At 55.6% G+C, this 13,928-nt stretch carries 13 protein-coding genes and 1 pseudogene; 13 read left to right on the top strand and 1 reads right to left on the bottom strand.

Features of this window, described 5'->3' with window-relative positions:
• Positions 1-11 precede the first annotated feature (11 nt).
• Complete coding sequence (gene mrcA, locus OB87_RS10395) at positions 12-2,570, bottom strand: peptidoglycan glycosyltransferase/peptidoglycan DD-transpeptidase MrcA (RefSeq protein WP_033569380.1); 2,559 nt, start codon at positions 2,568-2,570, stop codon at positions 12-14.
• Positions 2,571-2,886: 316 nt separating this feature from the next.
• Between mrcA and pilM the strand changes: the two genes are divergently transcribed.
• From pilM to OB87_RS10330, 13 genes and pseudogenes are all read left to right on the top strand, one after another.
• Positions 2,887-3,795, top strand: a complete 909-nt coding sequence (gene pilM, locus OB87_RS10390; protein WP_033569379.1) for a type IV pilus biogenesis protein PilM — start codon at positions 2,887-2,889, stop codon at positions 3,793-3,795.
• Entirely contained in the window at positions 3,789-4,346 is a 558-nt protein-coding gene (locus OB87_RS10385; RefSeq protein ID WP_033569378.1) for a PilN domain-containing protein, read from the top strand. Before pilM ends, OB87_RS10385 begins: the two co-directional genes overlap by 7 nt.
• On the top strand, positions 4,343-4,897 hold the full coding sequence (locus tag OB87_RS10380) for a hypothetical protein (protein ID WP_235425260.1): 555 nt from the start codon (positions 4,343-4,345) through the stop codon (positions 4,895-4,897). Before OB87_RS10385 ends, OB87_RS10380 begins: the two co-directional genes overlap by 4 nt.
• Entirely contained in the window at positions 4,894-5,250 is a 357-nt protein-coding gene (locus OB87_RS10375; RefSeq protein ID WP_033569377.1) for a HofP DNA utilization family protein, read from the top strand. The genes OB87_RS10380 and OB87_RS10375 overlap by 4 nt, the downstream gene beginning before the upstream one ends.
• A 3-nt stretch (positions 5,251-5,253) precedes the next feature.
• Positions 5,254-6,558, top strand: coding sequence for a DNA uptake porin HofQ (gene hofQ / locus OB87_RS10370; protein WP_081977381.1), 1,305 nt, complete (start codon positions 5,254-5,256; stop codon positions 6,556-6,558).
• A gap of 345 nt (positions 6,559-6,903) precedes the next feature.
• Positions 6,904-7,425: a shikimate kinase AroK gene (gene aroK / locus OB87_RS10365; protein ID WP_033569497.1), complete on the top strand. Its 522-nt coding sequence runs from the start codon at positions 6,904-6,906 to the stop codon at positions 7,423-7,425.
• A gap of 53 nt (positions 7,426-7,478) precedes the next feature.
• On the top strand, positions 7,479-8,564 hold the full coding sequence (gene aroB, locus OB87_RS10360; protein ID WP_033569376.1) for a 3-dehydroquinate synthase: 1,086 nt from the start codon (positions 7,479-7,481) through the stop codon (positions 8,562-8,564).
• A gap of 133 nt (positions 8,565-8,697) precedes the next feature.
• Complete coding sequence (locus OB87_RS10355; protein ID WP_033569375.1) at positions 8,698-9,753, top strand: SPOR domain-containing protein; 1,056 nt, start codon at positions 8,698-8,700, stop codon at positions 9,751-9,753.
• Between the two features lie 76 nt (positions 9,754-9,829).
• Positions 9,830-10,654: an adenine-specific DNA-methyltransferase gene (gene dam / locus OB87_RS10350; RefSeq protein WP_033569374.1), complete on the top strand. Its 825-nt coding sequence runs from the start codon at positions 9,830-9,832 to the stop codon at positions 10,652-10,654.
• 139 nt (positions 10,655-10,793) lie between these two features.
• Positions 10,794-11,471 (top strand): ribulose-phosphate 3-epimerase, encoded by a 678-nt coding sequence (gene rpe / locus OB87_RS10345; protein ID WP_033569373.1) that lies wholly within the window; start codon positions 10,794-10,796, stop codon positions 11,469-11,471.
• Positions 11,464-12,162 carry a phosphoglycolate phosphatase gene (locus OB87_RS10340; protein WP_033569372.1) on the top strand — a complete coding sequence of 233 codons (699 nt, stop codon included), beginning with the start codon at positions 11,464-11,466 and terminating at the stop codon, positions 12,160-12,162. Before rpe ends, OB87_RS10340 begins: the two co-directional genes overlap by 8 nt.
• 1 nt (position 12,163) lies before the next feature.
• Positions 12,164-13,168 (top strand): tryptophan--tRNA ligase, encoded by a 1,005-nt coding sequence (gene trpS / locus OB87_RS10335; RefSeq protein WP_033569371.1) that lies wholly within the window; start codon positions 12,164-12,166, stop codon positions 13,166-13,168.
• Between the two features lie 293 nt (positions 13,169-13,461).
• Positions 13,462-13,928: pseudogene (locus OB87_RS10330) on the top strand (enolase); the annotation flags it as partial.

Raw genomic sequence — 13,928 nt, 5'->3', positions numbered from 1 at the left:
CACCGCCGGGATCAGAACAGCTCTTCCGCCTGACCACTGCTGGTATTGAACAGCGTGGTGCCAGCGTCATGCACTGCCCGTTCTGTCGGTTGCGTACCGTCGATGAAGTATTCCTGACGGCTGTTCGCGCCGCCATCCGACAGTTTGCCGCTGCTGCGGTCAATAGTTACGGTCACGATGCCCTGCGGTGGTGGCGTTTTCTGTTCAGGTACACCCGCCAGCGCCACCTTCATGAAGTCATCCCAAGCAGGTTCGGCACTCTTCGCCCCGCCTTCGTAACCGGAAATCTGGTCGCGAATCACGCCGGATGCTGACGTTCGGCCAAGGTCACGGCGGTGATCGTCAAAACCAATCCACACTGAAGCGACGATATCGGGGCCATAACCCGAGAACCAGGCATCTTTCGAGTTGTTAGTCGTACCGGTTTTACCGCCGATATCGTGGCGTTGCAGCACCTTGCCTGCACGCCAGCCCGTCCCCATCCAACCCGGTTCGCCAAACACATTACTGTTCAGTGCATCCTTGATCAGGAAAGCCAGCGGTGTGCTGATGACATGTGGCGCATAGGGTTGCATTGCCGCTTGTCTGGCGACTTCCGACGGCGTGGCCGGGTCAGCCTGCGGGGCAGACTGCACGGGGTTTTCCTGAGACGTCGCGACGTTTTCCATGCTGTCATCTGACAAAACGGCGGAATGTTGGGTATCCCCGTAGATCACCGGCAGGTTACAGGTATCGCACACCACTTTCGGTGTCGCGGTAAATACGGTGCTGCCGTTAGCGTTGTCGATTTTGGTGATAAAGTAAGGGTCGACCAGATAGCCACCGTTGGACATCACGGCGTAACCACGGACTACCTGCAGCGGCGTAAAGGATGCCGATCCCAATGCCAGCGATTCGGTATGCACGATGTTCTGTTCCGGGAAGCCGAAGCGTTCCAGATAGTCGGCAGCATAATCCACGCCCATCGCACGCATCGCACGTACCATCACCACGTTTTTCGACTGCCCCAGTCCCTGACGCAAACGAATCGGGCCATCATAGACCGCCGGGGAGTTTTTCGGGCTCCAGTCGGAGCCAGCACCCGGATCCCAGCGTGTAATGGGGGCGTCGTTGAGGATGGTGGCCAGGGTCAGCCCTTTGTCCATCGCCGCGGTATACAGGAACGGTTTGATGTTCGAGCCGACCTGACGCAGAGCCTGCGTGGCGCGGTTGAATTTGCTTAGGCTGAAGTCGAATCCCCCTACCAGTGCCAGTACGGCACCGTCTTTGGGATTGAGCGACACCAGTGCGGAGTTGACGTCCGGTACTTGCGCCAGCCACCAGTCGTTATCCACTTTTCGTACCCAGATTTGCTGGCCTGCTTCCAGCACGTCCGTTACGCGTTTCGGTGTGGGACCTTGTTGGTCATCCGAACGGTAGGCGCGTGCCCAGCGTACCCCTGCCAGCGGCAGCTCGACTTTGTCGCCGTTGGCCATCACGGCATGGGCTTTGTCGGCGCTGGCATCTGTCACAACCGCTGGGAACAACGGCCCGTAAACCGGCAGTTTTTTCAATGCCTCGACGATTTTATCCTGCGTCAGGGCTGGGGTGCCCACTTTCCACAGTACCTGCTCCGGCCCACGGTAGCCGTGGCGCATGTCATAAGCGATGACGTTGTTATGCACCGCGTCTTCCGCCGCCAACTGCAACTTGCGGGTGATGGTGGTATAGACCTGATAACCATCGTTATAAGCATCTTCACCGTAACGCTTCACCATTTCCTGGCGAACCATTTCGGCCATATAGGGTGCAGAGAATGCGATTTCTGGCGCGTGATAATCTGCCACCAGTTTTTCATTGCGGGCCTGATCGTACTGCGCCTGCGTAATGTAGTTTTCGTCCAGCATACGGGACAGCACCACATTACGACGAGCGACGGCGCGATCGTAAGAGTAAAGCGGGTTGAAGGTAGACGGTGCTTTTGGCAGACCGGCGATCATCGCCATCTGCGCCAGCGTCAACTGATCCACTGGGCGGCCGAAATAGACCTGCGCGGCGGCCCCAACACCATAGGCACGATAACCCAGATAGATCTTGTTCAGGTACAGCTCAAGGATTTCATCCTTGGTCAGCATTTGCTCAATGCGAATCGCCAGGAACACTTCTTTGATTTTTCGCAACAGCGTGCGTTCGGGGCTCAAAAAGAAGTTTCGTGCCAGCTGCTGGGTGATGGTGCTCGCCCCTTGCGAGGCGTGGCCGGACGTCAGCGCGATCACCGCCGCACGGATAATCCCTTGCGGGTCAACACCGTGATGCTCGAAGAAACGGCTGTCTTCCGTGGCGATAAACGCGTTCACCAGCGTGGGGGGAATTTGATCCAGCTTCAATGGGATACGGCGCTTTTCGCCAAATTGGGCGATCAGCTCGCCGTCAGCGCTGTAAACCTGCATCGGCGTCTGCAGACGAACGTCCTTCAACGTAGCGACATCAGGTAACTGTGGCTCGATATAGCGATAGAGGCCATAGAGCGAAGCGGCTCCCAGCAGAATGCAACTCACTGCAAGGATGAATAGGTACTTTACGAACTTCACCGGAGATTTTCCATTCAGTAGCAATTGAATAGTTTATAAACAGACGGGCGCTAGTATAAAGAGAAGCCAGCAAGGTGGATACACCCGTCATCTTTCAGGGTACAGATGCGTTGGCTGCCCTCTGTACCTGGCCCTTCTCTGGACCTCGCTCCGTCTGGAGCGCGGTAAACCGAGGCCGAATCAGCCCGGCAGATTTATCACCCTGCCGCGACCGGGTTCCGTTCCTCGGCTCACCCGGCTGGTGTCCACCTTATCTGTACCCCGGCATCCATCGGGGAGCGGTTCTGTTATGAAACGATAAGGAGATCGAACACTCATGGCTTATCCCATTTGGCAGGTTGGACTGGATATCCAGAACGGCGTTGTGCGCGCTCTGGCCGTACAACGCCGCAGGCATGGCTGGCAGTTGCGCCACTGGTGGCAGTTGCCGTTGCCGGGCGGAACATTAAGCGGCGGTAGTCTACATCATCCCGCTGCGCTTTGTACGGTTCTTCGTCAATGGCGGCAGGAATTGCCACGATTTGTTTCATTACGGTTGGGATTTCCCGCCTCACGGGTACTGCAACAACGGTTGACGATGCCAGACCGCCGTTTGCGTGAGCCGCGCCGCGGCGAATATATCGGCAGGATGGCGGCAAAGGCGTTGCCGATCAGCGGCGACGATCTGGCGTTGGATTATCGTCCTGATCCGCAAACACCGAATACACTGCTGGTTACCGCGGCACGCCAAACCGAATTGAACATCTGGCTACATTGCCTGCGTGATGCTGGTTTGCAACCCGACGCTGTGGACATTACGCCCTGTGCTTTGCGTTGTATGGCCGCTCAGGCCGGACTGGCGACGGATCATCTGTTGCTGCACCGCTTTGACGATCACTGGCTGTGGGTTGCGCCGCTGGGGGAGCCGCTCGCATTCGGTACTTTTTATCCCGATGATATTCATTCCGATGACAGGCATTCAGATAGCATGTCTGGCCGTTCGGATGGCATTGCGACGTCGCCTGATGTGTTGAAGTATGTAAGTACCTGCTATCAGAATAACGCTTCTCATCAGGCTTATCTCAGCGCATCTGTGCCGGCGTATTTGCAGCTGCTTCCTGCTACGTTGATTCCCTGGTCCCCTCTGAGTGCGTTTGAGCGGCAGCAACCTCCGTTACCGGCTTTTCCCGCCGCCTTTGCTATTGCCGGTGGTTTGGCGATACGCCCGGAGGACACGCCATGTTGACGGTTAATCTTCTGGCCTGGCGCCAGCACCTGCTATATCGGCGTATGCGGCTGAGCCTGCTGGTGTTGGGCCTCTCGCTGTTTGTCATCGGCTGCACGGCGGCGGCGGTCGGCGGGTATTGGCAGCAACGACAGGCAGAGCTGCGGTTGCGCCTCGAACAAACGCAGTTGCAACAGTCGCAGTATGAACAGCTCTACCACCAGACGAAAGATGCCTGGCAGGCGCAGAAAGCACGACTGGCGCAGCAGATGGCACAAGAGCAAGGGCGGCAGCGGAATCTGCGCTATCAGGTGCTGCTTGAACAGTTGCCGACGCTGGTGCCCGATTCGCTCTGGCTGACGGACATTGACGATAACGGCATTCAGCTTCACATGTCTGGAGTGAGTAATCACTACTCGGCTATCGTTACGCTGGCGAAGGCGATGTCACGGTTACCGCAGATAAAGCACGCCAGCGTACAACAGACGCAACGTGAGCAGGAGAGTTCGACGCTGAGTTTCTCGCTGCGTCTGTACTGGCAGGCGTTAGCTGATGCGGGAGACAACGGATGATGGCGTGGCTTTACCCCATGACAGCCCGCTGGCTGTCGACGCCGTTGTGGCTGCTGTTACTGGCACCATCGGCGCTGGTCATGCTGTTAGCGCTTATCGTTGGTGGGGTATGGGTGTCAGCAGAACGGCAGCGACTGCTGGAGCTTGAGCAACAGCATCGGGACAGTGCGCTGGTCATTGCGCAGTGGAGGGGAAAAATTACCCGGATGCCAGCGTTGCACCCGCTTCAGCGTTGGCTGGCTGACCAGCCGCCTCTGATAGCGGACTGGTCATCGAATCGCGTGGCAGCGTGGCTGGAAACACCGCTGCGGGAGAGCGGCGTGCACCTGGTGACGTGGCGTCCGGTGCAGATGGACGACATGAACACGGCATCGCCTGCCTTGCTGCTGGTTTTTAGCGCGGAGTATGCCGCAACCCTGAATTTTCTAACGCGTTTCAGGGCGTTACCGGTGGTACTGCGCATTGACCATCTGACGATCCGAAAAATGCCAGCTGGGCTGCGCACCGAACTGCGGCTGTCGTTGCCACAGCCCGTGGAGGCCGCACGATGAACGGATGGCGAGGCCTCATACTGTGGCTGGTTGTGCTGCCGGGCATGGTGAAGGCGGAGTCGATGCGCGATCCGTTCCAACCGCTGCTGGACATATCGTGCAAGCACCGAGTGCTAGCGGATGAATGGCGGTTAAAAGGCATGGTGGGGTCGTCATCGCAGTGGATTGGGTGGCTGGCGCAGACGCAAAGTCGCTGGCTGCGCGTCCGCGATGGCGACGTTATCCCACCCGGCGATTGGCGGGTTACGCGGCTGGATCGTTTTGGTGCCACGCTGCGTCCGGCAGACGAGATGGCGCACTGCGGAGAAGTGGAGATCCATCTTGACTCCCCTTTTCAGCACAAGAAGGAATAACGCATGAAGACAGGATGTTTTCCCGGCGGACGGTTACGTCGGTACGGTTGGCTGATGATGTTGCTGTTTAGCGTGACGCTGGCCGACGCACACGGCGAGGAGCCGGTTTCGCTCGCGTTCGATGACGTGCCGGTTCAGCGTGTCTTACAGGCGCTGGCTGATCATCAGCAGCTTAATCTGGTGGTGGCTCCAGGCGTGACGGGCAATGTCAGCCTGAATTTACAACAAGTTCCCTGGCAGCAGGCGCTTGATATTATTCTGCGCATGGGGCAGTTGACGATTGAACGGCAAGACAGCGTCATGATGGTCTACCCCGATACCTACATGAAAGACCGGCAGCGGCAACAGGAAGAGCAGGCAGCCAAACAGCGCCAGCAGCAGCCGTTGCAGAATCTGTCCGTCACTTTGCAGTTTGCGGAAGCAACTGATGTGGCAACGAGCCTGCAGAGCCAGCGCGGCACCTTACTGACCGAGCGTGGCAGCGTAACGGTGGACAAGCGTACCAATACCGTGCTGGTGAGAGATGCGGCTCCCGCGCTGGAGCAAATTCGCCCCTGGGTTGGGGAACTGGACAAACCGTTGGCGCAGGTGCAACTGGCGGCGCATATCGTGACCATCAGCAGCGAGCATCTCAAGGCGCTGGGCGTCAACTGGGGACTGGGCGACGCGGTGACAACAGGGCAGGCGCTGCAAATGAACAATTTCAGTGTCAGCCTGCCGGTGGAGTCGCCCGCCGTTAACGCTGGGTTTCATCTGGCGAAGTTGAACGGACGGCTGCTGGATCTGGAACTGATGGCGCTGGAACAGGAAAATGAAGTGGAGATCATCGCCAGTCCGCGCCTGTTTACCGCACATCAGCAGACGGCCAGCATCAAGCAGGGCACGGAAATTCCGTATCAGGTGTCCAGCGGTGCCAGTGGATCAACGTCGATTGAGTTTAAAGAAGCGGTACTAGGCATGGAGGTGACACCCAGAATTCTGCATGGCGGGCAGATTACGCTCAATCTGTTGATTAGCCAAAACATGCCGGGACGTGCCATCAAACAGGGCGAAGGGGGTGAAATACTGGCGATCGATAAACAGGAAATCCAGACTCAGGTGACGGTTCAGGATGGTGAAACCATTGTGTTGGGCGGTATTTTCCAGCAGCAGAAGAATCTGGGCGAGCGACAGGTTCCGGGGCTAGGCGCGTTACCGGGCATAGGACAATGGTTCCGCAGTAGTAATCAGCAACACACACGCCGCGAGCTGGTTATCTTTATTACCCCGACGTTGATTCAGTCGGTCAGGCGTGCTCCAGCGGCTTGAAAGCAGGCAAGAAAACGGGCAGGACCGTGGGTTTGATGGGCCTGCTTTGTTAAGCCACTTTGTTAAATAGTGTTCTTCATCGTTTGACGATACCTCCGTTTTAGCATACAAGGATAGCGGCTTGAGCACGGAAGTGGTGTTACATCAGCGGTGTAGATAAAACGCACGGTTTATCGCTGCCTGATTCGTGTGGCATTTTATTCGGTTGCCAAACTACCCCGAGTATTGAGATAATTTTTCGTCTGATTCTCGCACTATCGCTCATGAGGTTTCAGTTTAGGTTCCGCCGCAGGTTACATGGCGGGGCGGGTTATCATTAACGAATTTCGTAGTAATACCAAAAAAATGGCAGAGAAACGCAATATCTTTCTGGTTGGGCCTATGGGTGCCGGCAAAAGCACTATTGGCCGTCAGTTAGCTCAGCAGCTCAATATGGAATTCTTCGACTCCGATCAAGAAATTGAGCGACGTACCGGGGCTGATGTGGGCTGGGTATTTGATGTGGAAGGCGAGGAAGGCTTCCGCGATCGCGAAGAGAAAGTCATTAATGAATTGACGGAAAAGCAGGGCATTGTACTGGCGACAGGTGGCGGTTCGGTGAAATCACGTGAAACCCGCAATCGCCTGTCTGCACGTGGCGTGGTGGTGTATCTGGAAACCACCATTGAAAAACAGTTGGCCCGTACTCAACGAGATAAAAAACGTCCGTTGCTTCAGGTTGAAACCCCACCACGCGAAGTGCTGGAGGCATTGGCGAGAGAGCGTAATCCGCTGTATGAAGAAATCGCCGATGTCACGATTCGCACTGATGAACAAAGCGCCAAGGTCGTTGCCAACCAGATCATCAGTATGCTGGAAAGCAACTGATTTTGTGTAATCCCCTGCATACTGCAGGCTTCTGACAGATCAATGGAACGCGCATGGAAAGAGTCACCGTAACCCTCGGGGAACGTAGTTACCCCATTACGATTGCCGCCGGTCTTTTCAACGACGCGGCTTCTTTTATGCCGCTGAAGGCTGGCGATCAGGCCATGCTGGTGACCAATGAGACGTTGGCACCGCTTTATCTGGATGCGTTGCGTGATCTGCTGGAAAAAAGTGGTGTGCGGGTTGATCAGGTGGTGCTGCCCGATGGTGAGCAGTACAAGTCTTTAGCGGTACTGGAGCAGGTGTTTTCCGCTCTGTTGGCCCGGCCGCATGGGCGCGATACCACATTGGTCGCCTTGGGGGGCGGCGTTATCGGTGATTTGACCGGCTTTGCTGCCGCCTGTTACCAACGTGGTGTTCGCTTCATCCAGGTTCCGACCACGTTGCTGTCGCAGGTTGACTCTTCTGTTGGCGGAAAAACCGCCGTCAACCATCCGCTGGGCAAGAATATGATTGGCGCGTTCTACCAGCCTGCATCGGTAGTGGTCGATCTGGATTGCCTTAAAACGCTGCCTGCGCGTGAGCTTTCTTCTGGTCTGGCCGAAGTGATCAAGTATGGCATCATCCTTGATCGTGCGTTTTTCGAATGGCTGGAAGAGCATATTGACGCTGTGCGCAGCCTGCAGGATGGGCCGCTGGCATACTGTATTCGCCGTTGTTGTGAACTGAAGGCAGAAGTGGTAGCGGCGGATGAACGTGAATCTGGACTGCGCGCCTTGCTGAATTTGGGCCACACTTATGGACATGCCATTGAAGCCGAAATGGGTTATGGCAACTGGTTGCATGGTGAAGCGGTAGCCGCAGGGATGGTGATGGCAGCCGAGGCTGCACGCCGTCTCGGGCAGTTTAGCGCTGATGATGTCGAGCGCATCAGGGCGTTGTTGTTGCGTGCCGGATTGCCCATTACCGGGCCGCGTGAAATGGTTCCACAAGCGTATCTACCGCACATGATGCGTGACAAGAAGGTTCTGGCGGGGGAGCTGCGTCTGGTTCTGCCTACAGCGATAGGTCAGTCAGAAATCCGAGCGGGCGTATCGCACGAACTGGTGCTGGCATCGATTGCTGACTGCCTTCCCTGAGCGTACTCCCTGACTGGCTGAATAGCCAGCGGCCGAAGTTGCGGTGGTTTACGTTTAAAATACAATGCCTTATGATTTAGACTTTCGCAGTGTAGATGTCCGCGAAAGCTAGCCTTTCAGTTGGAGGGTATAAATGGATGAGTTCAATCCGGAAGAAGAATTGAAGCCGGATACCAGCGATCGACGCCCTGTGCGCCAGCAGAAACGAAGCAAAGGCTTCGCTGCCCCCAGTGTCTCTCTATCCAGGCAACACACCATGATTGGTATCGGTATTGTGGTACTGGTGCTGCTGATTGTCGGTATTGGTTCTGCTCTGCAATCTCCTGGTCAGAATAAGTCTTCGGCTCCGACGCAACCCACAGATGCTAGCAGGAATATTGACCTGTCATCGTCCATGTCTTCCAGTCAGGAACCGGGAACGACGACACCTGCGACGACGCTCCAGCCCTCTTCTCCGGCACCGGTCGCCGCTCAGAATGCGGGTGCGGGTTCTGCACAGGCGTTGAGTGGTCAGCCGGTTTCCAGTACCCCCACGCAGGCACCCTTGCCTTCGCAGAATAGCAACCAACAACGTATTGAATTGCCTGGCAATATTACTGATGCATTGTCTCAGCCTCAGCAACAGGACCGGGTGAACGCGTTGTCTGCCGGTCTGCCGACCGAACCCGCAACCGTGTTGGCTCCGGCAACCAAAGGGGGGCGTGCACAGCCTGCGGATAAAGCGCCTGCCCATGTTCAGGCGGACAAACAACCCTCTTCGTCACCCCATAAAACCGCTGCTGAGGTGAAAGAAAGCGCCAAACCTGCTGCGAATACGCATCGTGCACCGACAACGGCCGTAATACCTGCACCAGCCAGCAAACCTACAACGGCGGTCAAACCGGCGGTGTCAGCCGGGGGCCAGAGCGGTACGGCTATCCAGAGTGCGCCGGCCAGCCACTTTACTTTGCAACTCAGTAGTGCCTCCCGCGCGGATTCCCTTAAAGCGTATGCACGGGAACAGCGGCTGGCGAATTACTGGGTATATGAAACGAAACGTGATGGACGGCCCTGGTATGTTCTGGTGAATGGGGTTTATGCCTCGTCGGAGGATGCCAGACGCGCCATTGCGTCTTTGCCTGCTGATGTTCAGGCGAAAAAACCATGGGTCAGGCCGATCCGTCAGGTGAAGCAGGACTTGACCAAGTAAGACCAATTGGCCCTGATGTGCTGTCTAAACAGAGTACAATCCGTGGCTCTGAACTGTGTGAGTAATTAACGACGGCATGAAGAAAAACCGCGCGTTCTTAAAATGGGCCGGTGGGAAGTATCCGCTGGTGGAAGAGATTCGCCGATATCTGCCAGCGGGAGAGCGATTAATCGAGCCTTTCGTGGGCGCGGGTTCCGTATTTCTCAATACTGACTACGACAGTTACATTCTGGCGGATATCAACAGCGATCTGATCAATCTCTATAAAATTGTCAAAACCGAAACTGACGCTTTCATCCGTGATGCTCGCGAGCTGTTTATCGATGAAGTGAATACCTCGGATGTTTTTTATCGGCTGAGAGAGGAGTTCAATCTCTGTACCGATGATTATCGCCGGGCATTGTTGTTTCTGTATCTGAACCGTCATTGTTATAACGGTCTGTGCCGCTATAACATGCGTGGCGAGTTCAATGTGCCGTTCGGGCGTTATAAGAAACCCTATTTTCCGGAAGAAGAGCTTTACTGGTTTGCGGAAAAGGCACAGAACGCGATATTCGTGTGCGAGCATTATCAACAGACGTTGACTAACGCTAGCCCAGGCTCGGTGGTGTATTGTGACCCGCCTTACGCGCCGTTGTCGGCTACGGCCAATTTTACGGCGTACCACACCAACAACTTTAATAATCAGGACCAGCAAAATCTGGCGCAGTTGGCGCGGCAGTTGTCATCACAAAGCCAGATTCCAGTACTGATTTCCAATCACGATACGGTACTGACTCGTGAATGGTACTGTGATGCCTCGTCGTTATATGTGGTCAAAGCGCGCCGTACTATCAGTCGCAATATTTCTGGCCGCAGTAAGGTCAATGAGTTGCTGGCGTTGTATTGTACGTCGTCCTGAGCGTGATCGGGCGCTGATAACTGATGGGCGCGAGGTGAGGACGTTAACGAGTTGTTCCCCTACAGAGTGGCTGCGCAGGTGTGAGAGTCATCCATAACGCCCGGCAGCGAAGTGCAGACTTGATGGTTTGGAGAAACGCATGAAACCGTTTTTAATCGCCCCGTCTATTTTGTCGGCTGACTTTGCCCGTCTTGGCGAGGACACGGCGCAAGCCCTGGCAGCAGGGGCGGATGTGGTCCACTTTGACGTGATGGACAATCACTATGTTCCCAACCTGACTATCGGTCCGCTGGTGCTGAAATCTTTGCGCAACTATGGCATTACTGCTCCGGTAGATGTGCATCTGATGGTGAAACCGGTGGATAGATTGATCCCCGATTTTGCCGAAGCCGGTGCCAGTTTCATCACGTTTCATCCTGAAGCCTCCGAGCATGTCGACCGTACCCTGCAATTGATTAAGGATCACGGCTGTAAAGCGGGTCTGGTGTTTAACCCCGCCACCTCGCTGAATTATCTCGATTATGTGATGGATAAGCTGGATATTATTCTACTGATGTCCGTCAATCCGGGCTTTGGCGGCCAGTCTTTCATTCCATCCACGCTGGATAAGCTGCGCCAGGTGCGTAAGCGGATTGATGAAAGTGGCTACGATATCCGCCTGGAAGTAGATGGTGGCGTTAAAGTGGATAATATCGCGCAGATTGCGGCGGCCGGGGCGGACATGTTTGTCGCCGGTTCAGCGATTTTCGGTCAGCCGGATTATCGGGCGGTAATCGAACGTATGCGACAGGAACTGGAGACGGTAGCCCATGGCTGATTTTTCCTCGATTCGCGGGCTGGCGTTTGATCTCGACGGTACGCTGGTTAACAGTGCACCGGGGCTGGCGCAAGCCGTTGATATGATGTTGGGTGCGTTGTCGTTGCCACATGCTGGCGAAGAACGTGTTGCCACCTGGATTGGCAACGGTGCTGATGTGTTGGTAGAGCGCGCATTGCGCTGGGCTGGCATGGAGCCGACGGCACAACAGATTCATGACGCCCGTTCGTTGTTCGACAAGTACTATGCTCGCACGGTGGACAGCGGTAGCCTGCTGTTTCCAGAGGTGCAGGAAACGCTGGCGCAATTGGCCGAGCGCGGGTTCCGTATGGCGGTCGTGACCAATAAACCGACGCCGTTTGTCGCACCGTTGCTGGAGATGCTGGGGATCGGTAACGATTTCTCGCTGATCCTGGGTGGCGATGATGTGACTGAGAAAAAGCCACATCCGGCACCGTTGTATATGGTGCTGGGCAAACTCGGCCTGCGGGCAAACGAATTACTGTTCGTCGGCGATTCGCGTAATGATATACAAGCAGCGCGAGCAGCCGGATGTCCGTGCGTCGGCATGACGTACGGCTATAACTATGGTGAAGCGATCGCCCTGAGTCACCCTGACGTGGTGCTGGATCGCTTTGCAGAACTATTGACCCTTACCGGGTTACCCCTTTCAAACGATCAGGAAGCATGACATGAGTAAGCCCATTGTATTTAGCGGCGCACAGCCGTCAGGCGAGTTGACCATTGGTAACTACATGGGTGCGTTACGTCAGTGGGTCAACATGCAGGATGATTTTGACTGCATCTATTGCATTGTGGATCAACATGCGATCACCGTACGTCAGGATCCGCAGCAATTGCGTAAAGCGACGCTGGACACACTGGCGCTCTATCTGGCTTGTGGCATCGACCCGCAGAAAAGCACCATTTTCGTTCAGTCGCACGTGCCAGAGCACGCGCAACTGGGTTGGCTGCTGAACTGCTACACCTATTTCGGTGAACTGAGCCGTATGACCCAGTTCAAGGACAAGTCGGCCCGTTATGAAGAAAACATCAATGCGGGTCTGTTCGATTATCCGGTGCTGATGGCGGCCGATATTCTGCTGTACCAGACCAATCAGGTGCCGGTCGGGGAAGACCAGAAACAGCATTTGGAACTGAGCCGTGATGTTGCCCAGCGTTTTAACGCGATTTACGGCGAAACATTCCGTATTCCGGAGCCGTTCATTCCTAAATCCGGTGCGCGCGTGATGTCGTTGCTGGAGCCGACCAGGAAAATGTCCAAATCGGATGACAACCGCAATAACGTCATCGGCCTGCTGGAAGACCCGAAATCGGTGGTGAAGAAGATCAAACGTGCGGTAACGGATTCCGACGAGCCGCCAGTGGTGCGTTACGACCTGCAAAACAAGGCCGGTGTGTCCAACCTGTTGGATATCCTCTCGGCGGTAACGGGAAAATCCATTCCTGAACTGGAGCAGGAGTTCCAGGGCCAGATGTATGGTCACCTGAAAGGCGCGGTGGCAGATGCCGTGTCCGGTATGCTGACCGAATTGCAGGCGCGTTATCACCGTTTCCGAGATGATGAAGCCTTCCTGCAGCAGGTGATGCGTGATGGCGCGCAGAAAGCCAGCGCCCGCGCGCAGGAAACGCTGCGCAAGGTGTATGACGTGGTTGGGTTCGTGGCTCGCCCGTAATCTGATTTTCGCCAGACCGCTTCAGACAGCGCCGTCCCCCATCAGGAACGGCGCTTTTTTTATGCCCTGATGGGCGGACACTTGTAAATAGGGCAATTGCATAATCATCGGGTGGATAATTTTCACAAATGTTATAAATTGCCTAATGACCTCACAGCAGACTTCCTCAATAATCGATAAAAATAAAACGCAATTTTATTAAATCAGCACTGTGTTTTTATTCTCTCTTCGTTCTTCTTATGGTTATAAGAGCCCGTGCTGGCAGGCGCTTCACCTTCAGGCAGGTAATCAACGTGAAAATTGAATCGATCGACGTCACCGTCTTCACTTATCCCACTCGTCGCGTTTCCGACAGCGCAGGACATTCCCATCCCGGTGATGAGCATCAGGCCAGTATGGCGCTGTTGACCATCACCGCCGAAAGCGGCCACAAAGGCTATGCGTTTGCACCGCCGGAAGTGATCCGTCCGTATGTGGTGAACAGCTTTTTCCGCAAGGTGCTGATTGGGCAAGATCCGTTTGATCGCGAGCGGTTGTGGCAGGATCTAGTGCACTGGCAGCGCGGCAGCGCCAACCAACTGACCGACCGGGCGCTGGCGATCGCCGAACAGGCGCTGTGGGACCTGGCCGGGCGCGTGCTGAACCTGCCGGTGTACAAACTGCTGGGCGGTTACCGCGATAAAGTACCGGCCTACGGCAGCACCATGTGCGGCGACGAGCTGAGCGGTGGCCTGTCCACACCGGAAGAGTACGGTCAGTT

It is taken from the genome of Dickeya undicola, assembly GCF_000784735.1.
In the GTDB taxonomy this organism is placed as follows: Bacteria; Pseudomonadota; Gammaproteobacteria; order Enterobacterales; family Enterobacteriaceae; genus Dickeya; species Dickeya undicola.
This window is presented reverse-complemented; position numbering and strand designations above follow the sequence as displayed.

Bases quoted from the DNA above. Each gene is read 5' to 3' on its own strand.
- pilM (WP_033569379.1), top strand. From the start codon at position 2,887: ATGGCTTATCCCATTTGGCAGGTTGGACTGGATATCCAGAACGGCGTT.
- OB87_RS10385 (WP_033569378.1), top strand. From the start codon at position 3,789: ATGTTGACGGTTAATCTTCTGGCCTGGCGCCAGCACCTGCTATATCGG.
- OB87_RS10380 (WP_235425260.1), top strand. From the start codon at position 4,343: ATGATGGCGTGGCTTTACCCCATGACAGCCCGCTGGCTGTCGACGCCG.
- OB87_RS10375 (WP_033569377.1), top strand. From the start codon at position 4,894: ATGAACGGATGGCGAGGCCTCATACTGTGGCTGGTTGTGCTGCCGGGC.
- hofQ (WP_081977381.1), top strand. From the start codon at position 5,254: ATGAAGACAGGATGTTTTCCCGGCGGACGGTTACGTCGGTACGGTTGG.
- aroK (WP_033569497.1), top strand. From the start codon at position 6,904: ATGGCAGAGAAACGCAATATCTTTCTGGTTGGGCCTATGGGTGCCGGC.
- aroB (WP_033569376.1), top strand. From the start codon at position 7,479: ATGGAAAGAGTCACCGTAACCCTCGGGGAACGTAGTTACCCCATTACG.
- OB87_RS10355 (WP_033569375.1), top strand. From the start codon at position 8,698: ATGGATGAGTTCAATCCGGAAGAAGAATTGAAGCCGGATACCAGCGAT.
- dam (WP_033569374.1), top strand. From the start codon at position 9,830: ATGAAGAAAAACCGCGCGTTCTTAAAATGGGCCGGTGGGAAGTATCCG.
- rpe (WP_033569373.1), top strand. From the start codon at position 10,794: ATGAAACCGTTTTTAATCGCCCCGTCTATTTTGTCGGCTGACTTTGCC.
- OB87_RS10340 (WP_033569372.1), top strand. From the start codon at position 11,464: ATGGCTGATTTTTCCTCGATTCGCGGGCTGGCGTTTGATCTCGACGGT.
- trpS (WP_033569371.1), top strand. From the start codon at position 12,164: ATGAGTAAGCCCATTGTATTTAGCGGCGCACAGCCGTCAGGCGAGTTG.